We start from the raw sequence: 20,698 nt of genomic DNA, 5'->3' as shown, positions 1-20,698 counted from the left end.
TTATGGTTTGGATAGCTTGCTACCAAACCATTTTAGTACTTTTCTCAACGTATCGTAGTATAAGGTCATGTAGGCGATGATGGTCATGAGCCAGATCACAATCAAGTTGAAATAGAAAGTGGGGATTTTCCAATTGCCCACTATCTTTTCTGCTGCATAAAATTGGGCATTGCCAAATTTAGAATCTGGGGTCAGGTACAGCGGGTCTTTCTTTCTGATCAGTTCGTCCTCGCCTTCATATACTTTGTTGATTTCGTCTCGGTTTAGGACCAGTGCGTGCAAGGCATCATTGTGATAGTTGCGTTTGAGCTCGACCAGACCGTCTTTACCTATTTCTTTTACGAGTGTTCGGTAGACAGAGTCTCTTTGGGCAGCTACTCTCTGCTTTTCCTCTTTGTACTTGTCTCTGAGCTCGCGTAGGTATTTGGAGCCTTGTTCGAACAGGGCAGAGTCCAATTGCTCAAAATAAAGATCATCCAACCTGCTGAATTTGGAGTTGTTGTCTACTTCTTGAAGTTTGCGGATCTCATTGCGACATATTTTTAATTCATAAATCGCTCGTTGGTTGTGGTCTTGATTGACAGCTGAACGGTAGGCATTGCGTAGCTTTCCTGACAGGTCGGGGATCAGGTAGGCGAAAGTATAACTGGCGTCACTCATTTTCTTGTCATACTCGAAGAAGTGCTGGCGATACTTGTTTTCGGAGGCCTGGGTCACAGCCAGTGCTTCATAGGCCCAGCGAGATACCATCAGGTCTCCGATGAAGGGCACGTTTTTCTTGTCCCCCACACTGTAATTCAAGTCGTCGAATTTAATCATGGCTCCACCCAGCAAGAGTTGAGGAACTAAAATCAATGGGATAAGGATGTAAATCGTAACGATGGAATTGAATCCTGAGGAGATGTTTAACCCTACCATGTTGGCAAAGCAAGCCGTGGAGAAAAGCACAAGCCAATAGTGCCAATTCAAGCCTTTGATCTCCAAAAGGTAATTGCCAAATAGCGTGAATATCAGCACCTGAGCTGCGGAGAGACCAAAGAGATAAATGATCTTCGAATTCAAATAGCTGAAGCGGCTCAAGTTCAGGAAGGATTCCCTTTCCAGTATTTTTCGATCTTTAAATATCTCCTCAGCGCTGACGGTAAGCCCCGTGAAGAGGGAAACCACGATCGTCATGAAAAGGTAGATCGGTATGTTTTTGTTGTCACTAAAAATGTATTGATCAGTCTCCGAATACTTGGCCAAGAATCCCAGAATCAAGGCCAAAAGCGGAGGCTCCAGAATATTGAGCAGTATGTACTGGACATTACTTCTTTTGGATAGTAAAATTCTTTTCAAGTAAATCGAGGACTGCTCGAATAGGCTCGGAATAGAGAAGTTGGAAGGAGGAAGCGCCGTTTCATATTTAATCTTGGAGATTTTGGACATGATGTTCTCCTTATACTTCTGATACCATTCTTCTGGTGAGGTTTTGCGATGCTTAGTCGCATGGCCTTTTTCATCGATTTCTTTGGTTTCGATGATGTGCAGGATTTGTTCCGGATCTACATTCCCACAGGTCCTGCATTCACTTTCAGCGGCATTGACCTGGGTGTTCATGGTTTTGAAATAGACGACTGCATCTATAGGGTTGCCCGTATAAATGGGGTATCCACCCTTGTCTAGAATCCACATTTTGTCAAACAACTTATAAATGTCTGACGAAGGTTGGTGAATGATTGCAAAAACCAGTTTGCCATTTCTAGCTTGCTCCTTTAGCAAGTGCATCACTTTTTCTGAATCCATGGATGACAAACCTGAGGTTGGCTCATCTATGAATAGAACAGAGGGCTCTCGGAGCAACTCAAGGGCAATATTAAGTCGCTTTCTTTGCCCTCCACTGATGGTTTTGTTCAGTGGGTCACCGACTTTCAGATGCTGAATCTCTTCTATGTCCAGGTCTTCCAGAACCTTATTGACCTCATGCTTGATGCGTCCTTCAGGCAGATCACCAAAACACAGTTTGGCGTTGAAATAGAGGTTTTCGTAAACAGTCAGCTCTTCAAAGAGTAAGTCGTCCTGAGGTACATAACCAATCACCCCTTCCTTGACACATCTAGGGACACTATAGCCGTTGATTTTTACTTCGCCAGATATCGGTTCCAGTTTTCCGTTCAGCAGGTTCATCAGAGTGGACTTGCCAGTACCACTGCCCCCCATGATACCAATCAGCTGGCCAGACTCCTCACCGAAGCTGAAGGGCTTGATGCCATTGTCACTGTTTTTGAAATTGTAGGCCATTTCATCGGCCTGCAATACCAGCTTCGTTTTACGGACATCCAGTTGAAATTTTTTACTGATCTTGGATTCATAGATCGGTTTAATCGTACTGCCTTTGATGATGGCACCAGGCTTCAGGATGTAGATCTTATTATTTTGAATCTTCTTACCTTCAAGGAAGAGGCTCAAAGGACCGTTGTATCGAAAGACGAACATCTTGACGCTTTCGATGTATAGAATCACAATGGTGCCGAAGAGGTTTTCTACCTGAATGTGTCTGAAGTCGGTAATACCTGGTTCGGTTTTTCGCTTCATCATCCAGGCAATTTCCTTAGGCCACTCTGTCACCTTGTTGTCGATGATCATGCCATTGCCCTTATGGACATTTTTGATGTCCTGATCCAGGATGAAGGAGCAAATGTCATCTGTCTCTTGCTTGGGAAGGTTGAAATTGAGCGCGACGAGTTGCATGAAATCGTTTTCGCGAGTAGAGACTTTCTTGTCAGTATTGATCAGTTCTACCAGTTCTATGAACACCAGTACGCGTTCATGCTGCAGCAGTTCTTTGTTCAGTTGTTGGCAGATCTTGGTGACCTGAATGATGTTTTTGGTTTCATTTTCTATCTCTGGAGTAGCTGATGACGCTTCCCTGCGATAGAATTCCACATAGTCTTGAAAGAGATTGAGATATTGTTCGGATAGTTCCTGATTGAGCTGCTCTTCGAGATAGGGCTTTACGATCATCTGGCCCGAGTCTACGACTTCATCTTTTACACTTTCGATGATGGCAAAAAGGCGCATCAAGGCATTGATAATTGATTCACTCATGCTATGTCGTAGACTTTGTATTTACTTCTCCTATTGATCCCGAATAATACTATTAATATTCAGAAATTCTAAGTGATAAGTTGAAAAAATGCAATTTCCTGTTCTGGATTGTAACGCGAAAGTAGACATAAAAAAAGGCATATTGTCGGAACAATATGCCTTCTTATAGGGGATAATGAAATTATCCTGTGATTTTGTTTCTTGTCATGGATACATTGTCCATAATGTCGTCCAACTGTCCTTCAGTGATGCCAACTGCAGGATCGACTCCTTCATAGGTCAATTTCATGAAGTTGATCAACGGCGCAACGGCGTTTACATCTTCATCATCCTGATATTTAGCAGCAGTTTCTGCTAAAATATTAGCTGCAGTTTTTTGCTCTGCCACAATCGCCATCAGTCGCTTGTCATAATTACTGGAGATAGCCAATTGGGTAGTGATATAAAGTCCCTCAATCCAGCTAGCTGCTACCACCAAAAATGAGATTTTCTCCTGACCTGTCTGGTTCAGTTTCTCGTAGGTGTTGTAGAAAGACTCTGTGATGATCAAAATAAGAGAATCCTGGTTGTCCAGGTTTTCATTTACTCTTTTCAGCATTTTCTCGTTGAATACTCCTGGTACATCCAGACCATCAATCAGTTTTTTAGAAGCCTCAAGGATTGCCAGCGTTTCTTCGTGCATGTTGTAAGTACTGGCGTAGCTCAAATCTGCTCCATAGATACCTAGATTCAAGGCTTTGGATCTTTGCGTTTCGTACTTGTCTACATTCTCTACTGGATTAGTAATATTCAATACATAAGCAGCATCTGCATCCTGTAAAAGAGAAGTCACCTCAAATGAAGTTGGGATTGGATAGTCAAATTCTCTTTCTACCACTTCTTTTACATTGGCAGTCGTTACCTGGCTTTCTTCACCAGATTTTTTACCACCACAGCTGATCACTGTCAGGGAAAGAAGCACTACAGATAAAAGGTTTAATAAATTTCTCATAATCTAAATTTGATGATTGGAATATTGATCGAAGGCAATTTAGTGAATGATGGACTAATATATTATTTGATCCAAAAAATAATCATTCATCCCACAAATTCTCATAGGTGTAGCTGGAGTTAGGTAGTGTGATCCATTTGCCACTTTCGTAGCGGTACCCACTATCCAGTGCGTTGATTTGGTTCATTTCCTCTTCGCTGAGGGATATTTGTGCAGCATTTAGATTCTCCTTTAATCTTACGGGATTGGAAGATTTTGGAATGACGGAGGTGCCTCGCTGGATTCCCCATGCCAGCAAAACCTGGGCGAAGGAGCATTGATGAGTCTTTGCTATTTCATGTATGACTGGATTTTCAGCAAGAAAGGGCTTCTCATGGTTTTGGTATAGGCTCGCTCGTTCTGGTGGGCCTAAGGGGGCATAGGCTGTCACGATGATATTTTCCTTTTGACAAAATTTGAGCAGTTCATTTTGTTGTAGATAGGGGTGGACTTCTATTTGATTGAACTCAACAGGGATTTTAGCTACTTTCTGAATGCCTTTGATTTTCTTCTTGCTGAAATTGGAAACGCCAATGTGTTTGGTCAAACCTGCAAGTACACATTCTTCCATGCCACCCCAGGTTTCTTCCAGAGTCAGCTGACTCAAATCAATCAGATCATCTTTGGATTTGGGGAATAAGACGCCCTTTTTTTGCGCGACTGGCCAGTGAATCAGGTATAAGTCTAAGTGCTGAAGTTGAAGTGAAGCCAGTGTGTGCTTCAGCTCCACGATTACATCCTCTGCACGGTGATGGGTGTTCCAGAGTTTGGATGTGATCCAAAGTTCTTTTCTGGTGACTTCTCCTGCCTTCATCGCATCGGCCAGCGCTTGTCCTATTTCTTTCTGATTGTTGTAGATATAGGCACAATCAAAATGTCGATACCCCAGACGTATGGCTTCACGTATTGCGTCATAGGCTTCACCTTTCTCTGATTTCCAGGTTCCAAGGCCAAGTGCTGGAAATTGATCGCCATTCTTTAATGGGTAATGTCTCATCATGCTGTTATGGTTCGGGTTTGTTGATTTCCGATTCTAGTAATTTCAGGAATTTAATAGGATAAAAAAAGAAAAGCCTCTGATTGATTTCAATCAGAGGCTTTCGAATATTGTGATATTTCTAAGGCTTATGCACCAATGGCTTTAGCGATGGTTTCTCCAATGTCAGCTGGAGATTTAACCACGTGAAGTCCACATTCAGCCATGATTTTCATTTTAGCTTCTGCTGTATCGTCAGCACCACCTATGATCGCACCAGCGTGCCCCATTCTTTTACCTTTAGGAGCAGTTTGTCCGGCGATGAATCCTACTACAGGCTTTGGATTGCCTTGTTCTTTGATCCATCTAGCCGCTTCAGCTTCGTAGTTACCACCGATCTCACCGATCATAACGATCGCATCAGTATCAGGGTCGTTCATCAGCATTTCTACCGCTTTTTTAGTAGAAGTTCCGATGATAGGATCACCACCGATACCGATAGCTGTAGAGATTCCTAGTTCAGCTTTTACTACTTGATCGGCTGCTTCGTAAGTCAAGGTACCTGATTTAGATACGATACCAATTTTACCTGGTTTGAATACGAAACCTGGCATGATACCTACTTTTGCTTCTCCTGGAGTGATGACACCAGGGCAGTTAGGTCCGATCAAAGTCAAGTCTTTGTCAGAGATGTATTCTTTTACTGCGATCATGTCCTTCACAGGAATACCTTCTGTGATAGTGATGATCACCTTGATGCCAGCGTCGGCAGCTTCCATGATGGCGTCAGCAGCAAATGCTGGTGGTACAAATATGATAGATACATTAGCGCCGGCTTTGTCTACCGCCTCCTGTACCGTGTTGAATACCGGCTTTTCCAAATGCGTCTGTCCGCCTTTTCCTGGAGTAACACCTCCTACGACATTGCTGCCATATTCGATCATTTGTGATGCGTGAAATGTTCCTTCAGAACCTGTAAAGCCTTGTACTATTATCTTAGAATCCTTATTTACTAATACACTCATGCGATTTCAATTTTGTGCAAAAATAGGATAATAATGCTCTAAAGCAAGAGGTTTTGGCACTTGTTAGGTACCAATAAACAGATGGAGAGGAAAGTGTTATTTAATGGATGAAGATGTGTGCCCAAACTGCCCAGTGGGCATGGCGACTAGAGGGCCATTCTTTGGTAGGTGACGGCCATATGTTTGTCTATAAATTCGCGTACGCAACCATCACCACCTTTTGATTCCAGTACGACATCCACATAGTCGATTACGTCCTTTGAAGAGTCTGACGGACAAGCCGAAAAACCTACTTTACGCATCACAGGAAGATCGTTTAAGTCATCGCCTATAAAAGCTATTTCGTCTAAAGGGATTTTTAGGTCTTCGAGCCACTGATCCAGGATCACATCCTTTTCTTCATGGCCTGCATACACATGTTTGATGCCTAGCATTTTAGCTCTGGCCTCAATGGCTTCCGCAGTAGAGCTGTGACTGATGATCGCTACTACGATACCTTGTTGGATCAACATTTTGATTCCCAATCCGTCTTTGGCACTGAATTTTTTGAATTGGCTCCCATCATCCATCACGTTGATGCTACCATCTGTCATGGTGCCATCCACGTCTAGTACGAGCATTTTGATATTGCGAAGACTTAACATAGCTACAATAATAGGAGAATTGCATGAAAGAAGACAATGCTAAATCAATTATTGACCACTCATGGATAAAGTACTTATCTTTTCATAGCAATTGATTTACTTGACCCTGAATTATCTCAAACGACAAACTATGAAAAAGCCTTTTTTAATTTTTTTAGGGGCACTCACCGCTGTATCCATATTGGCAACATCATGTAGTAAACCCGAAACTGATAATACTGAGGAATCAGAACCTGCATTGGATCTGTCTTTCTTAGATACCAAAGCCAATCCTGGCGATAACTTCTTTCGCTATACTAATGGCGTTTGGTTGGACTCGACAGAGATTCCTTCTGACCGATCTGGATGGGGGAGTTTTTACGAATTGCTGGAAAGCAATGAAGAAGTACTGGAATTTGTTTTGAAGCAAGCTAGCAAAGGTGAAATCTACGATGCGAATAGCAACGAGATGAAAGCAGCCAATTACTTTGCTTCGGGAATGGATTCTTTGGGAATTGAAAAGCAAGGAGCCAAGCCATTAGAAGAAATGCTAACTCAAATTGAAGCCATTAAGGATGCCGAAGGACTTCAGGATATGTTAGTGAAATTGCACAGACGCGGCATCAATCCTTTTTTTGGTGAATATGTATCAATCGACGACAAGCAATCTGATCAGTACCTTCTAAGTGTTGTGCAATCAGGATTGGGTCTGCCTGATCGTGATTACTATTTCAAAGAGGACGCAAGCGGCAAGGATATTATCGAAGCTTACAAGCAATACTTGACCAAACTACTGTCCTTAGTAGGGGAGGATTCTGCAGTGGCCAGAGAAAAAGCTGAAGCGGTGTATGGACTGGAATATGCGCTAGCCGAAAAATCCATGACCAGATTGGAAAGAAGAGATCCGGACTTGACATACAACAAAATGTCTATGGCTGAATTTCAAGAGGTCTGTGATTGGATCGATTGGGCGAGTTTTTATGAAGATATGCAGGCCAAGAATGCGACTGAAATCAATGTGAATCAGCTGGAGTATATGAAGAGTCTGCCGGAGATCGTGGCTGCTGCTGATATGCAGACTATCAAAGATTATTTGAAAGTACGAATGATCAGTTCTAGTGCTTCCCATTTGTCCCATGATTTTGTGAAAGCCTCTTTTGAATTCTACAACAAGAAATTGTCTGGTCAGGATGAAATGCGTCCAAGATTAAAGCGAATCGTTAATGCGACCAATGATGATCTTGGGGATGCCTTGAGCAAGCTTTATGTCAATGAAGTCTTTCCTCCAGAGGCTAAAGACAAATGCATGGAGATGGTCAATAACATCAAGGCGGCTCTACATGTTCGAATCGATAGCCTTGACTGGATGGGACCAGAAACAAAAGAAGAAGCGCATAAAAAGCTGACCGCACTGAAGGTTAAAATTGGTTATCCTGATAGCTGGGATGATTATAGTTCGATTGATATTGCACCAGATAGCTATCTGGAAAATCACTGGAATGCTGCGATGTGGTCCAACGATGATAACCTGGGCCGAATAGGTAAGCCTATCGATCAGGATGAATGGTTGATGCCAGCATCTATTGTGAACGCCTACTACTATCCTCCGGCCAATGAAATTGTGTTCCCAGCTGGGATTTTACAACCTCCATTCTATAATTATAAAGCCGATGATGCTGTCAACTATGGCGGAATTGGTTCGGTAATCGGACACGAGATCACTCATGGATTTGATGATTCCGGTAGAAAATATAATGCAGACGGAGAGCTAAAGGATTGGTGGACTCCAGAGGATGCAGCCAGATTTGAGGCGCGTGCTAAAGTACTGGAAGAGCAATTCAACAATCTGACTGTGCAGGATACACTCAACGTGAATGGGAAATTGACATTGGGAGAGAATATTGCTGACCTGGGTGGTGTGAACATCGCATTTGATGCCTTGATGATGCAATACGAGAAAAATGGAAGACCTGAATCTATCGATGGTTTGACTCCTGAGCAGCGTTTCTTTCTATCGTATGGTACCATTTGGAGATCAAAATATAAGCCTCAACTAGAACAGCAGCTTTTGATCAGAGATACACATGCACCTGCCATTCATAGAGTAAATGGCCCACTTTCCAATTTGGAAATTTTTTATGACGCATTTGAAATCAAAGAAGGGGATGTATTGTACAAGGATGTGGAAGAAAGAGCTCAGATTTGGTAGGAACTTGATTAATGGTTAAATTTTCACCTGAACTAAAATCTAATTTTTATGGGAAAAGGTGATAAAAAAACCAAGAAAGGGAAAATCAGTGCAGGTTCATATGGGGTAAGACGGCCTCATAAAAAGAAGACCTCAACTGAGAGCTCTGACAAGAAAAGTAAGTAGTGTAACTACAAAAGAAAAGCCCAGACAAGTGTCTGGGCTTTTTTTGTGTCGGGATGACTGGATTCGAACCAGCGACCCCTCGCACCCCATGCGAGTACTCTACCGGACTGAGCCACATCCCGAACTATTTTAGGGTGTGCGAAATTAATGCCTCCTAGAGACTCTTCAAAGTATTGGCTATGAGTTATTCTAAATTTCGTAAAAGAATGGAATGACCAGAGTCGCTACCAGCCAGAAAAGGATACCTAATCCCAGACCTACTTTGGTAAAGTCTCTGAATCTATAACCACCGGCACCATAGATCATCGTATTGGTTTGATAGCCCACTGGCGTCATGAAGCTGGCAGAAGCACCGAGTGTAATGGCTACTAAAAAAGGCATGGCATTGACATCTAGCTGGTGTGCGGTTGCTATGGCGATAGGGGCCAGCAATGCTGCGCTGGCATTGTTGGACATCACTTCTGTCAGTAGCATAGTCAGTAAGAAAAGGCTGGAAATAATAGCTATAGGTCCGAACGGCCCTACAATTCCTATTACCCTGTCTGCTATCATGTTGCTCAAACCCGTCTTTTCCATGGCGATACCTAAGCTAAGAGCACCTGCCAAAAGAAAAACCACCTTCCAGTCTATCACATCATAGATGTTTTTAACGGGGATACACTTGGTCAAAATAAGTACTGCAGATGCAATCACCGTGCCCCCCAAAACATGTAGAATGTTGAAGGTAGACAGTAAAACTACTCCAGCTAGACAAGCCATTACTATACTGAAGTTTTTCCAATTGATGGGGTGATTAGGGTGCTCAGTTAATAAAAGAAAAGGCTGATTTTGTTGATTTTCTTCTTCTTTGAGTTTGTTGAGTCGGTTGTTCTTGATTTCAACTAATACAATATCCCCGGCCTTTAGTGGTGTATTCATCAGACGCTCATGGATAATGTCTTCCCGATGTTTGATGGCCAGAGGAATGGCTCTGTATCGCTGACGGAAATTAACCTCCTGCATGGTTTTGCCTTCAAATCTTGAGTTGGAAGTGATGATCAGCTCTACCAGTGAAGTTTCATCTGAGGTAAATTCATGATCACTAATTTTCAGAACTGGATTTAAACGTATCTGAAGCTTATCTTTCAGTTTTTTAAGTTTTTCTACATTGCATCTTGCCTTCAGTACATCCCCTGCTTTCAGGATGAAGTCTCCGGTAGGAAGGGAAAAGACCTCTTTTCCTCTCATCACTTCCAGGATATCCATTCCGTATTCCTTTACTAAAGGTGCATTCACAATTTTTTGCCCAACAGATCTTGCCTCTTCAAACAGCTCGATTTCCATCAAATACTCTCTCAAGTGGTAACCATTGTTCTCTCCTTTGGCTTCACGATTAGGTAAGAGTTTTTTGCCAAAAATCAACATATAAAGCATGCCCACTACCAAAAGAGTACCACCTGCAGGGGCCAGCGTAAACATGTCAAAGCCTTCTAAACCGTTTTGACGTGCAATTCCGTCCACTAGCACGTTAGTTGAGGTACCTATCAAGGTGCACATACCTCCGAATATCGATGCGAAAGAGAGGGGGATTAGTAATTTGCCAGGAGAAATATTGATTTCCTTGGCGGTTTGAACCACGATGGGGATGAATAGAGCAACTACAGGAGTATTGTTGATGAATGCAGATACAATGGCCACAAAAATCATCATCGTAAATAAACCTAAGGTATGATTTCTTTGAAAGGTCTTGGCAAAAAAGACTCCTAATTGATTGAGCGCTCCCGTATTGAGAAGAGCGGCACTTAGCATAAACATAAAAAGCACCGTGACGGTGGCGGCATTACTGAAGCCCAGGATGGCCTCTTTCGGAGATAGTATGCCAGTAGCGATCAAAGCACTCATGATCAGTAGGGCCACCACATCTACACGAACCTTCTCACTAATGAACAGCAATAGTGAAACCCCAATAATACCTGCTAAAATAAGTGCGTCCATGTACTCGTGTAAATAATCAAACGGTAAAGATGTGTAACTGAGCAATTACAACATAAGGTCTAGCAAAGAAATCTTAAACTTTCTTTTTGATAAAAGGAGAAATGTTCGACGATCTAGAAAATTGGTGCAGCTCGAATACTGATAATTTGTTATTTTGGCTGATTCGAAACCAACCCTTATTTGATTTTAAATGAGTTTCATTTCTTTATTTATCCTTTTGGCATTATTGGCCATGATGGTCTACATAGTTGGAGGGGAAGTGGTCGGTGCGGTCAGGGGTACCAGATATGTATTGAACTATCTCTTTCGTCAGCCTATCAATCGTTATTTGATCATCAGAAATCTGAACCCAGAGTATAAGAAAATACTGGAAGGGGCATTCCTTTATTATCATACCTTAAATGTCAAGAATAAACGATTATTCGAGAAGCGAGTTCAAAAGTTCATAGACTCGAAGAATTTCTATCCAGCAGGAGAACTCTTGCAAGTAGAACCTGAGATGAAGGTGCTAATAGCTGCTTCTGCGATTCAGTTGACTTTTGGTTTGCCAGGAGTGTATTTTGCACATTTTAAGGATATCTATGTTTACCCGGACTTTTACTTCTCCGAGGGGATGCAACAGTTCAATGCTGGAGAAGTGCATAAAGCGGGTAGAATTCTCTTGAGTTGGAAAGACTTTGTAGAAGGGTATGTCCATCACGACAATGGGCGAAACCTGGGGCTACACGAAATGGCGCATGCCCTACGACTAGAAAATATGATCAAAAATGAGGAATACTCTTATTTTGACTGGGAGGATATCCAGATTTTCAATCACTATACGGTGGAAGAATCCAATAAAATCAATCAGGGATTAGAGTCCATATTTCGTCCCTATGCGGCGGTGCATTATCAAGAGTTTTTCGCAGTATTGATTGAGGTGTTTTTTGAGCAGCCAAAAAAGCTAAAAGAGTATCATCCGAATTTGTATCTGGTAACAAGTCGTTTACTGAGACAGGATCCTATGCGGCCCAATGAACGGGTAGCATGATCTTCGAAAGAAGAATAGTTAACATTGGAATTTCAACAAATAGAGAATTGAAACGTTAAAATTTAAGGGTTTGAATGAACATGATGGACGAAAATCCATTTTTTGACGTTATTAGCTTAGACGACATTAGACTTGAAGGAGTATGAAAATAGTATCGACAAATCTCGCTAAACCTCAACTGATCCATTGGAAAGGGAAGGAGGAAATGACGGGAATATACAAAGTACCCACGATGGGTGCTATCCAACTAGGTAAGGAAGATGTGAATAGTGATACCGTAGTGGATCGTCGCTATCACGGAGGGGTTGATAAAGCTTGCTATCTCTATTCAGCAGATCATTACGATTTTTGGAAGGCGCAATATCCTGATTTGGAGATGCCCTATGGTATGTTTGGAGAGAATCTGACCGTCGAGGGAATGGACGAAACGAAGCTAATCGTAGGCGAAGTGTACCAGGTGGGAAATGCCAAAGTGCAAATTTCTGAGCCTCGCGAGCCCTGTTACAAACTGGGTGTGAAGTTTGGAGACCAGGGGATACTGAAGAAGTTTATTCAAACCACCTATTCGGGATCGTATCTTAGAGTGTTGGAGGAAGGCGAGGTAAAAGTCGGCGATACGTTTGAGCTCATCGAACCGATCAAAAATGGCCTATCCATAGCCGATGTGTTCTATCTGCTATACGCTAAAAGTGCTGAGCCAGAATTCCTCAGAATGCTTTTGGCTGATGATTATTTACCTAAGAAGTTACGAGAAAAGCTGTTGAAAAAGTATACGGTCCATCAAGACTAATAGACCGCTTTGTTGACATTGTTGCATTTTTTGATGTGCATGTCAATCTTCAATATGTGATTGACCAGCCAGGTTTCCAGCGCTTCTCTTAGTTTGCGAATGAGCAATTCTTTATTGTTGGTAGTTCTATACTTGTCCTGAAACTCAGAATAGAAAGACAAGAATTTGTCGTGCGCCTTTTTATTCTTTTCCTGAACGGGACAGGCTCTTTGTCTCATGCATACTTCTTCCAGACAAAAGTGGGTTGCACAAAACATCTGTAGGAAATTGAGAATGATCTCTATTCTGGCTCCTTCATATTCTTCGTCTCGGATACATTGATCTAGTTGATTGATATAGTCGAATAGGTCCTGATGTTGCTCGTCGATCTCTTGTACGCCAGTGTTGTAGTCTTCTTTCCAGGTGATCATTTTGAATTGTTTCTTATGAAAAGCGTACAAAAGTAGATTGACTGGTGTCAGTGTGAAATGTTCTAAATCAGCCCGAACAATGAGATAGATCATGTATGAGGAAAATACAATATAAACCCCTCCACTGTAATAATAATTCTAATACTCCAGCAGAGAGGTTAAGGATTTGGGGTTTGGTTGATTTAGGGGTTGAAAAAAAGGATTTCGATGAGTTACACCTTGACCTTACATCGTATTCAGTTGCTCGATCAAATCGGTATTCAGGCTTGTCAACCGAACCGAAGGTCGAGGTGCATTCGTGCTCTGTACCTTGCCATTGGAGTCGATGATCATGTACTGTGGGAAGCCGCGCAGCTCAAATTTTTTGGCCAGTTGATCATATTGTTCATCGGTTAAGAAGTAGTGATCCCCATTCAATTGGTATTCAGCGATGGAGGTTTTCCAGTTATTTTCTTTACTTCTTGCAGCCAAGTACACGACACTTACTTTTTCCTCATCCAGGCCTTTATGGAAATCTTCTGCATAAGCGAACTCTGCCTTGCAGGGACCACACCATGTAGCCCAGATGTCTACATAGATGTTTTTTCCTTTGTGTTTTTCTACAATCTGACTCATCAAACTATCAGCTGAAGATAACTCATTTGCAGTTAGTTCCGCACCGGTTGGGATCACTAAAGTCTCGAAATAGGCCATTTTTTGATCTTTATACGATGTTACGGTTTCGACTAACCACGACTTGTCGGTATGCTGCGAAAGATAAACCAAATCTTTATCGAGCTGCTCATAGGCGTTGTTTGACATGCTTTCCAGACATTTGGTAATAGCCAATTTCTCCTTGTAGGCAGGATCTTCTGCGATTTTGAAATCAAGGCCTTTATCAGTCATTACTTGGTTTATTAAACTAGTGGTTAGTGCCAGTTCTCCCGTAATCATGAGGGTATCATTGATTAAGGCTGGGTCATTCAAAAACTGAAAGTAGTCTTTTGAGAAATTGACTTTTTCTTTCTCTTCTGGAGCTACAAAGTATTTCTTCATCATTTCAGCCTGAGCCTTCATCCGCAGCAGTTGGATGTCTAGACTGGCTTGCAAGTAAATGGCCAATGGTTTCGAAAGTTGATTCATTTTTAGATACTTGCTTAGTTCTTGTTGGGCTGATGCATACCTCTTATCTAGTTCTTTTTTTATTTCGTCTTCAGACATAGATGTTACTTCCTCACCCGTTATATATTTAGGGGCAAATCTGATATTTGAATAAGCCATCTCTGCGAGCCTCTTGTTCTCCTTGGCCCCTTGACCGATATAGTAAAACAGGTCATCCATGATTATACTCAATGCTGCTCCAGGAGAAACGATCATTTGAGAAAATTGATTACCCGCTGAAATGGTGATGGTTCTAGTATAAAGTGGATTGAACGAAAAGTCGAAGTTGCCCTCTTCATTTACATCAATTGTTTCTTGACCTTTGAAGGCCAGACCACTGATGTAAATATTGACCTTTTTTATACCTGTGTTCAGCACCTTGCCCTTTAAGGTGAAAGGGGCATCATTGTATTCCGCTCCGAATTTTATGAACTCTAATGGTTCAGTTGGAGTTTGGGTACGATATTCTTCGATTAGCGAGTGAAAGGCCAGGTTGGCCGAATCTAATTCCGGTTTAGGGTTGGCTTTTAGCTCTTTGAAGATGCGATCCGATTCGTCTGCTATCATCCAGTTCTTCAGCCGATCCCTTCTGATATAGGTCATGTGCCTTTCGTCCAGGTTCTCTTTCGCCCACTGGTATTTTTCATAGGGGTCGCTTATGGTTGCAGTGCGGTTGTCTATATATCTAACTATGATGTTTCTACTCCAGCCTTGATAGAAATGCCCCTCTAGATCGTTGAGATCAATTTGATTCAGTGCTTCTTCAACAGATGGAGAAGATTCGTTTTGATTGAGATATTCGACGATTAGATTGAGTTTCTCGGCCTGCATGACATCTCGCTCGTCATAGTAATATTTGTCCTTTTGGGCAGATCCATATACAGAGTCGAGCAGCGCTAATCTGTCATCAAAGAGGTCGTTAAGAGAGCTAAGAAACGCTTCTGAATCGAGATCACTTAGGTATCTAAAGTTGATACCTTCTTGACTGTCCTCATACCGTAGAAACTTCGTCGCTTTATAATTGCACTTTGCTGCTCCTATGCCCGAGTACTTCAAGGTCTCGTCAAAGGCTCTGGCGTCCAGTTCGACATAGAGACTGTCTCCTGGTGCTATACCCAATTGGGTCACTTCATTTCCAATGGTCAACCATGCGTCTATGGTAGGTTCGGTAATCTCATCTGTTTTGATTTTGAAATAACCAGTAGAATCGATATCTGCGCTGAATCTTAATTTGGTATTGGCACCGTTGTCGATATCGAAGAACCAAAGGGTGAATATGCAATCACCTTCTGATAGGTTCTCAATTCTACCGTTTAATACGGTTGTCTTTTTTTGATTTTGGCATGAGATGGCCAGGGCTCCCGCAACAACGAGAGCGATTAGGCCGGTTTTTAAGTCTTTCATATGTCAGGATTTAATTTATTCTTTGGTTACGATTGCTCCGTATTTTCCGTCTTTGTATTTGATCACACCCTCGTCTTTTTCCTCCTCTTCAGTCTTATCTGGACATTTGCATTTAGCAGGTTTTTGTATCTCAGTTTTCCTCTCAGCTTCGAGATAGAAGGAGGTAAAGGCCGTCACATTAAAAGTGACGATCAAGAATGAGGCGATGGTCAGCAAGGGGATGAATATTTTTTTGAAATAGAAGTTGGAGGATAATTGATACACTCGGTTTTTTAGCGAATTGCCGGCAAACTGCCCGGTCAGGGAAAATCCTCGCGCTACATGAAAATTCATCAATAGATGTACATATTCTTTTTTAGAAATGCTCTTGCAAACTTCTCGATCCGTTATAAACTCCAGGTTCAGTTCTATTTCCCTTTTCAAAAAATACATGATAGGATTGAACCAATGAATGATCTGAAAGAGTCTCACGAATAAGATGTCCACAGAATGATTTTGTTGGATATGCACTTGCTCATGCTTGATGATCGTCTGGGTACTCTTGTCGTTGTAGGAGATGTTCTTTGGCATAAACAGCCATTTCAAAAAGGAGAAAGGTCCTTGTTTACCTCCATGAAATATAACTCTTTGACCTGATATATCAGTCTTGTCGTTTTGGTAGATCATCCGCACTATCTGGGTCAGAGAGATAAGGGTCAATATCGTAAGTAAGCCCACGACGATCAGATAAGAGGTTTGCAGCGCATCGTTCACTTGCGGATAGGAATAGACCTGACGAGCGATAGGGTAGAGGAGTTGTTCCTCACTGACCTGAAGTGGTAATAGGCGCTCTCCAATGGCCTGATAGCGTGAGGGAATTTCGATATGGATAAAGGGTAGCGTATGGCTGATGATCAGAATAGCCATCAGGTAAAACCTTCTCAATCCAAAGTCTGATATCCGCTTCACCACCAGTAGGTAGAATATGAAGCAAATGGTGAGACAAAGGCTAGATTTGATAAGTATGATGAACCATCCCATAATTAATCCATCTTTTTAAGTAATTCTTTGATTTCCTGGACGTCCTTCTCCTTGAGCTCTTTGTTTTCTACCATGAAACTCAACAGCTCTTCGTGCGAGTTGTCAAAGTAGTTTTGGAAAAGCTGCATGAAGCTGAACTTGCGGTATTTGTTTTTTGAGACAAGAGGGAAGTACTCATGCGTACGGCCATAAGCCTTGGCATCTACGAAACCTTTGTCCTTCAATAATCGCACGACGGAAGACACCGTATTGTATGGAGGTTTCGGATCCTCCATCTCTGAAATGATGTCTTTGACAAACCCTTTTTTGATCTTCCAAAGGATCCGCATGATCTTTTCTTCAGCCTTGGTGAGTTGTTCCATAAGTGTAAGTTTACAACTGAAAAATCAGTTATACAACTGAAGTTTCAGTTTTTGTGATTTTTTGGTTGAAAAAAGTTGTTTAATATCCGTGAGTTACGATTCTCGTGTTGCTTTAATACGTATGGAGATCAGTGAATCGTACTCCCCCTCACTTAATTTCTATTTTGTCTCCGAGAAATTTGGGTTCTACGCCCAGGCAGATATCCAGAACAGCCCTGGTACGTGCCAGATATTCTCTCAGGTGAGTTTTGAGTCCATAGCTGGAGGACACGTCCCGAGCATTGAACCCGACGGCCGATAGTCCGTTTTGTTCGGCCAGAAAGATGGCTCTTTCGTTATGGAATTTTTGTGAAATCACTGTGATGCTGCTTTGCCCAAAGATCTCCTTGGCGCGAACGACAGAGTCGAGTGTTCGGAAGCCGGCATAGTCCAGGTATATTTTTTCCTCCGGGATACCTCTTTCGATCAGTTCGTTTTTGAAATCGGTGGGCTCATCGTAGCGCTTGCTGCCATTGTCTCCGCTGATCAGGATGAAATTGACTTTGCCCGCTTCGTACAGAGCCACTGCTGCATTGATTCGATATTGAAAGTAAAGGTTGATCCTGCCGCTGTTCACATATTTGGAAGTGCCCAGTACTAGCCCGACTCGATTCTCCTGAATCTGAGCAGGGTCAGAAAAAGTCTTGTTTTCTGCCTGTCTTTCTATCCACAGGTTAGATAGGATCAATAGCAAAAAAGGCGAGAGGAGTAGGAGGGGGATGAGCGCTTTTCTCTTTGTCATGGATTAGTCTTTTATTAATTCTATGTCGGGGTTGATGGTCTGTAGCTCTTTGATGAACTGTTGCTTGTTTTCAGGTGAGATTATCACGCTGTCCCATCTGCCGTATTTGAGTTTGATTCGATCCAGTGAGGCTGCCGGGGCAGAGATGATGGATCTGCTCGGGCGGATGGAATGGATACTTTTGATGTCTATGGCTGAGTGATAGAGAAATCCGCAGGTGATGAGCAGCTGCTTGTCGTCCTTGATCTGATAGCTAGTATTAAAGAAAAGGTGCAATACAAATGCCGAGACTGGAATCAATACAGCTATGATACTAACAATCGTTCCCTCAGGCTCTCCGGAATAGATCGGCAGCAGCGTGATGCCGACTAGCAGCACGAGCACCGGTATCAGTATCCCATAGCTCACTTTGGATTTATATTCTTTCATGCATTTAAATATACGGTGACAACTGTATATCTCAGGCAATTTTTTGGTCTGAATAAACCCAACTTGCGCAATCCCCAAAAAGTCTGTAATCTTGGGTGCCGAGCGATGGCCCTTGGCTATTGCTTTCCTTCACCACGATTAAACCCAAAAAAACATGAAAAACAGTAAGTACATCCTGTCTGTAGCGCTCTTTGCTACCTCCCTTCTTTTGTCTAACTGCCAACCTCAGACCCAGCCCGAAGGCCAGGAAAATCCGCAGGCCGAATTGGATATAGAAGATACCAAAGTCATCAAACAGCTCTTTGATGAAGCACTGACGACAAGAGAAACCTACCAATTGCTCGATCATCTGTGCAACCAGATAGGCACACGCTTGAGCGGATCGGAGGGAGCTGCGCAGGCGGTGGATTGGACCGAAAAGGTAATGTCCGACTATGGATTTGACAAAGTCTACAAGCAGGACCTTTTTGTTCCTAACTGGAAGCGAGGGGACAAGGAAGTGGCGAAGATCCTGGGCTCTCAGGATGAGTTGACCGTGCTGGCGCTGGGTATGTCTGTTGCTACCCCAGAGGAGGGGCTGACCGCACCCGTGGTGCAAGTGCAAGGACTGGAAGATGTGAAAGAAATGGGGCGTGAGGCCATCGAAGGAAAGATTGTGTTTTATAATCGACCGACGGATCAGAGGCTGATCCGAACGGGTGCTGCCTATGGTGGCGCTGTGGACCAGCGAGTGACTGGCCCTGCTGTGGCTGCCCAGTATGGTGCAGTGGCTGTGGTGATCCGATCGGTAGGTACTGCCTACGATGATGTGCCGCACACTGGTACCACCCTTTACATGGACAGCATTCCGAAGATACCTGCGGCAGCACTAGGATTCCAATCTGCAGATCGCCTGGCAAAGGCACTAGAGCAAAACCCTGATACACAGCTTTTCCTCAAGATGAATTGCCAGACGCTGGAGGATGCCCCCTCGCACAACGTGATCGGAGAGCTTACCGGAACGGAGTTTCCTGATCAGATCATCACCATAGGTGGGCATCTGGACTCCTGGGATGTCGGACAGGGTGCGCACGATGATGGGGCGGGATGCATGCAATCCATTCAGGTCCTGCGCCTGTTTCAGAAGCTGGGGATCCAACCCAAGCATACCATTAGGGCGGTGATGTTTATGAACGAAGAAAATGGAACCCGAGGAGGTAAAAAGTATGCGGAGCTGGCAGAAAAGAACAACGAACAGCACCTGATTGCACTCGAAAGTGATGCAGGGGCATTCACCCCAAGAGGCTTTGGCGTCACGGCAGAGGATTCGACCCTTACCAAATTCCAGTCATGGCTACCGCATTTTGATCAAAACACCATCGGCTATATCAAAAAAGGAGGAGGAGGTGTGGACATCGGGCCATTGCACCAGACGCTGGGTACGCCTACCATAGGCTTTATGCCCGATTCGCAGCGCATGTTCGATGTACACCATTCGGCCAACGATGTCTTCTCCTCGGTACACCCTCGTGAGCTAGAGCTAGGCACGGCCTCTATGGCTGGCTTCATCTACCTGATAGACAAATATGGCCTATAAGCGGAGCTACCACTGGAGCAGGAAGCTGGCATTGACTCTGCTGATGCTGGTGGTGTTTTCCGCTGGGCTGATGGCGCATCAGTTTTACCTGAGCATCACGACCCTGCAGCATCATCCGGAGAGCCAAAAGCTGACGCTTAGTGTCAAGCTGTTTCTCAATGATCTGGAGGAGGCCATCTATCAGCAGGAAGGAGTCCGTCTGGGACTGTGGAGGGACGCACCGATCGATGGGGCGCTGGACCATGTCGCACGATATGTGAGGGCCAACCTTTCCATTCGTATCAACGGCGCCCCTGTTTCGCTAAAGTATATAGATGAGCAAATGGAAGCCGCCGAAGTGATCGAGGACAACGTGATCATCTGTCAACTAGAGGTGGAGGATATACCGGAGATCACTACCATCACCGTGCACAACAGCCTGCTCATCGAGGCATTCGACTCGCAAACCAATCTCGTAAAAGTACGAGCCAACGGCACCCGAAAGTCCCTCAACCTGGACAAACGACTCCCAGAAGGTGAGCTTTCTTTTGATTGATTTTAGTTTGGTAGAAGGCCGATGCTTAGGTGCTGCTTGTCTGATGCTTCCTGCCTGTAGGCAGAAAAGGGGATTACAGGGGTGTTTGTCCTGCGATTTGGCAGGATTTTAAAGAAAAATGGCAGGATTTTA

Annotated in this window: 18 protein-coding genes and 1 tRNA gene; 6 read left to right on the top strand and 13 right to left on the bottom strand. The window is 43.3% G+C overall.

Annotated features, from left to right (window positions below):
* From N7U62_RS10335 to N7U62_RS10315, 5 genes are all read right to left on the bottom strand, one after another.
* Positions 1-3,087: an ATP-binding cassette domain-containing protein gene (locus N7U62_RS10335; protein ID WP_264137889.1), complete on the bottom strand. Its 3,087-nt coding sequence runs from the start codon at positions 3,085-3,087 to the stop codon at positions 1-3.
* Positions 3,088-3,268: 181 nt separating this feature from the next.
* Positions 3,269-4,078, bottom strand: a complete 810-nt coding sequence (locus tag N7U62_RS10330; protein WP_264137888.1) for a hypothetical protein — start codon at positions 4,076-4,078, stop codon at positions 3,269-3,271.
* 82 nt (positions 4,079-4,160) lie between these two features.
* On the bottom strand, positions 4,161-5,117 hold the full coding sequence (locus N7U62_RS10325; protein ID WP_264137887.1) for an aldo/keto reductase: 957 nt from the start codon (positions 5,115-5,117) through the stop codon (positions 4,161-4,163).
* A 125-nt stretch (positions 5,118-5,242) separates the two neighbouring features.
* A complete protein-coding gene (sucD, locus tag N7U62_RS10320; RefSeq protein ID WP_264137886.1) occupies positions 5,243-6,118 on the bottom strand; it encodes a succinate--CoA ligase subunit alpha in 876 nt (291 codons plus the stop codon).
* Positions 6,119-6,264: 146 nt separating this feature from the next.
* Positions 6,265-6,762, bottom strand: coding sequence for a KdsC family phosphatase (locus N7U62_RS10315; protein WP_264137885.1), 498 nt, complete (start codon positions 6,760-6,762; stop codon positions 6,265-6,267).
* Between the two features lie 130 nt (positions 6,763-6,892).
* On the opposite strand from N7U62_RS10315, the gene N7U62_RS10310 reads away from it, so the two are divergent.
* Entirely contained in the window at positions 6,893-8,950 is a 2,058-nt protein-coding gene (locus N7U62_RS10310; protein ID WP_264137884.1) for a M13 family metallopeptidase, read from the top strand.
* Positions 8,951-8,998: 48 nt separating this feature from the next.
* Positions 8,999-9,115, top strand: coding sequence for a 30S ribosomal protein THX (locus N7U62_RS10305; protein ID WP_264137883.1), 117 nt, complete (start codon positions 8,999-9,001; stop codon positions 9,113-9,115).
* 48 nt (positions 9,116-9,163) lie between these two features.
* Here N7U62_RS10305 and N7U62_RS10300 read toward each other — a convergent pair.
* Positions 9,164-9,237 (bottom strand) — tRNA-Pro (locus tag N7U62_RS10300).
* A gap of 67 nt (positions 9,238-9,304) precedes the next feature.
* A complete protein-coding gene (locus N7U62_RS10295) occupies positions 9,305-11,089 on the bottom strand; it encodes an SLC13 family permease (protein WP_264137882.1) in 1,785 nt (594 codons plus the stop codon).
* A 190-nt stretch (positions 11,090-11,279) separates the two neighbouring features.
* Between N7U62_RS10295 and N7U62_RS10290 the strand changes: the two genes are divergently transcribed.
* Together N7U62_RS10290 and N7U62_RS10285 are read left to right on the top strand one after the other, a co-directional pair.
* Positions 11,280-12,119 (top strand): zinc-dependent peptidase, encoded by an 840-nt coding sequence (locus tag N7U62_RS10290; protein WP_264137881.1) that lies wholly within the window; start codon positions 11,280-11,282, stop codon positions 12,117-12,119.
* 142 nt (positions 12,120-12,261) lie between these two features.
* A complete protein-coding gene (locus N7U62_RS10285; protein WP_264137880.1) occupies positions 12,262-12,909 on the top strand; it encodes an MOSC domain-containing protein in 648 nt (215 codons plus the stop codon).
* On the opposite strand, the gene N7U62_RS10280 is transcribed toward N7U62_RS10285, so the two are convergent.
* The 6 genes from N7U62_RS10280 to N7U62_RS10255 form a co-directional block, all read right to left on the bottom strand.
* Positions 12,906-13,319 carry a bacteriohemerythrin gene (locus tag N7U62_RS10280; RefSeq protein ID WP_264137879.1) on the bottom strand — a complete coding sequence of 138 codons (414 nt, stop codon included), beginning with the start codon at positions 13,317-13,319 and terminating at the stop codon, positions 12,906-12,908. The genes N7U62_RS10285 and N7U62_RS10280 overlap by 4 nt on opposite strands.
* A 225-nt stretch (positions 13,320-13,544) precedes the next feature.
* Positions 13,545-15,863, bottom strand: a complete 2,319-nt coding sequence (locus N7U62_RS10275; RefSeq protein ID WP_264137878.1) for a TlpA family protein disulfide reductase — start codon at positions 15,861-15,863, stop codon at positions 13,545-13,547.
* A gap of 15 nt (positions 15,864-15,878) precedes the next feature.
* Positions 15,879-16,883 carry a M56 family metallopeptidase gene (locus tag N7U62_RS10270; protein WP_264137877.1) on the bottom strand — a complete coding sequence of 335 codons (1,005 nt, stop codon included), beginning with the start codon at positions 16,881-16,883 and terminating at the stop codon, positions 15,879-15,881.
* Positions 16,884-16,885: 2 nt separating this feature from the next.
* The gene (locus N7U62_RS10265) at positions 16,886-17,245 is read right to left on the bottom strand and encodes a BlaI/MecI/CopY family transcriptional regulator (protein WP_264137876.1); all 360 of its coding nucleotides are present in this window, start codon (positions 17,243-17,245) and stop codon (positions 16,886-16,888) included.
* Positions 17,246-17,393: 148 nt separating this feature from the next.
* On the bottom strand, positions 17,394-18,026 hold the full coding sequence (locus tag N7U62_RS10260; protein WP_264137875.1) for a SanA/YdcF family protein: 633 nt from the start codon (positions 18,024-18,026) through the stop codon (positions 17,394-17,396).
* 3 nt (positions 18,027-18,029) lie between these two features.
* Positions 18,030-18,455 (bottom strand): PH domain-containing protein, encoded by a 426-nt coding sequence (locus N7U62_RS10255; protein WP_264137874.1) that lies wholly within the window; start codon positions 18,453-18,455, stop codon positions 18,030-18,032.
* 154 nt (positions 18,456-18,609) lie between these two features.
* Here N7U62_RS10255 and N7U62_RS10250 point away from each other — a divergent pair, with 154 nt between their 5' ends.
* Entirely contained in the window at positions 18,610-20,031 is a 1,422-nt protein-coding gene (locus N7U62_RS10250; protein WP_264137873.1) for a M20/M25/M40 family metallo-hydrolase, read from the top strand.
* Positions 20,021-20,566 (top strand): DUF6702 family protein, encoded by a 546-nt coding sequence (locus tag N7U62_RS10245; protein WP_264137872.1) that lies wholly within the window; start codon positions 20,021-20,023, stop codon positions 20,564-20,566. The genes N7U62_RS10250 and N7U62_RS10245 overlap by 11 nt, the downstream gene beginning before the upstream one ends.
* Positions 20,567-20,698 lie beyond the last annotated feature (132 nt).

The organism is Reichenbachiella ulvae, assembly GCF_025833875.1.
GTDB classification, from domain to species: Bacteria; Bacteroidota; Bacteroidia; order Cytophagales; family Cyclobacteriaceae; genus Reichenbachiella; species Reichenbachiella ulvae.
This window is presented reverse-complemented; position numbering and strand designations above follow the sequence as displayed.

What these genes read in the sequence shown, in the direction of transcription:
- N7U62_RS10335 (WP_264137889.1), bottom strand. Translation starts at nt 3,087, where the DNA reads ATGAGTGAATCAATTATCAATGCCTTGATGCGCCTTTTTGCCATCATC.
- N7U62_RS10330 (WP_264137888.1), bottom strand. Translation starts at nt 4,078, where the DNA reads ATGAGAAATTTATTAAACCTTTTATCTGTAGTGCTTCTTTCCCTGACA.
- N7U62_RS10325 (WP_264137887.1), bottom strand. Translation starts at nt 5,117, where the DNA reads ATGATGAGACATTACCCATTAAAGAATGGCGATCAATTTCCAGCACTT.
- sucD (WP_264137886.1), bottom strand. Translation starts at nt 6,118, where the DNA reads ATGAGTGTATTAGTAAATAAGGATTCTAAGATAATAGTACAAGGCTTT.
- N7U62_RS10315 (WP_264137885.1), bottom strand. Translation starts at nt 6,762, where the DNA reads ATGTTAAGTCTTCGCAATATCAAAATGCTCGTACTAGACGTGGATGGC.
- N7U62_RS10310 (WP_264137884.1), top strand. Translation starts at nt 6,893, where the DNA reads ATGAAAAAGCCTTTTTTAATTTTTTTAGGGGCACTCACCGCTGTATCC.
- N7U62_RS10305 (WP_264137883.1), top strand. Translation starts at nt 8,999, where the DNA reads ATGGGAAAAGGTGATAAAAAAACCAAGAAAGGGAAAATCAGTGCAGGT.
- N7U62_RS10295 (WP_264137882.1), bottom strand. Translation starts at nt 11,089, where the DNA reads ATGGACGCACTTATTTTAGCAGGTATTATTGGGGTTTCACTATTGCTG.
- N7U62_RS10290 (WP_264137881.1), top strand. Translation starts at nt 11,280, where the DNA reads ATGAGTTTCATTTCTTTATTTATCCTTTTGGCATTATTGGCCATGATG.
- N7U62_RS10285 (WP_264137880.1), top strand. Translation starts at nt 12,262, where the DNA reads ATGAAAATAGTATCGACAAATCTCGCTAAACCTCAACTGATCCATTGG.
- N7U62_RS10280 (WP_264137879.1), bottom strand. Translation starts at nt 13,319, where the DNA reads ATGATCACCTGGAAAGAAGACTACAACACTGGCGTACAAGAGATCGAC.
- N7U62_RS10275 (WP_264137878.1), bottom strand. Translation starts at nt 15,863, where the DNA reads ATGAAAGACTTAAAAACCGGCCTAATCGCTCTCGTTGTTGCGGGAGCC.
- N7U62_RS10270 (WP_264137877.1), bottom strand. Translation starts at nt 16,883, where the DNA reads ATGGGATGGTTCATCATACTTATCAAATCTAGCCTTTGTCTCACCATT.
- N7U62_RS10265 (WP_264137876.1), bottom strand. Translation starts at nt 17,245, where the DNA reads ATGGAACAACTCACCAAGGCTGAAGAAAAGATCATGCGGATCCTTTGG.
- N7U62_RS10260 (WP_264137875.1), bottom strand. Translation starts at nt 18,026, where the DNA reads ATGACAAAGAGAAAAGCGCTCATCCCCCTCCTACTCCTCTCGCCTTTT.
- N7U62_RS10255 (WP_264137874.1), bottom strand. Translation starts at nt 18,455, where the DNA reads ATGAAAGAATATAAATCCAAAGTGAGCTATGGGATACTGATACCGGTG.
- N7U62_RS10250 (WP_264137873.1), top strand. Translation starts at nt 18,610, where the DNA reads ATGAAAAACAGTAAGTACATCCTGTCTGTAGCGCTCTTTGCTACCTCC.
- N7U62_RS10245 (WP_264137872.1), top strand. Translation starts at nt 20,021, where the DNA reads ATGGCCTATAAGCGGAGCTACCACTGGAGCAGGAAGCTGGCATTGACT.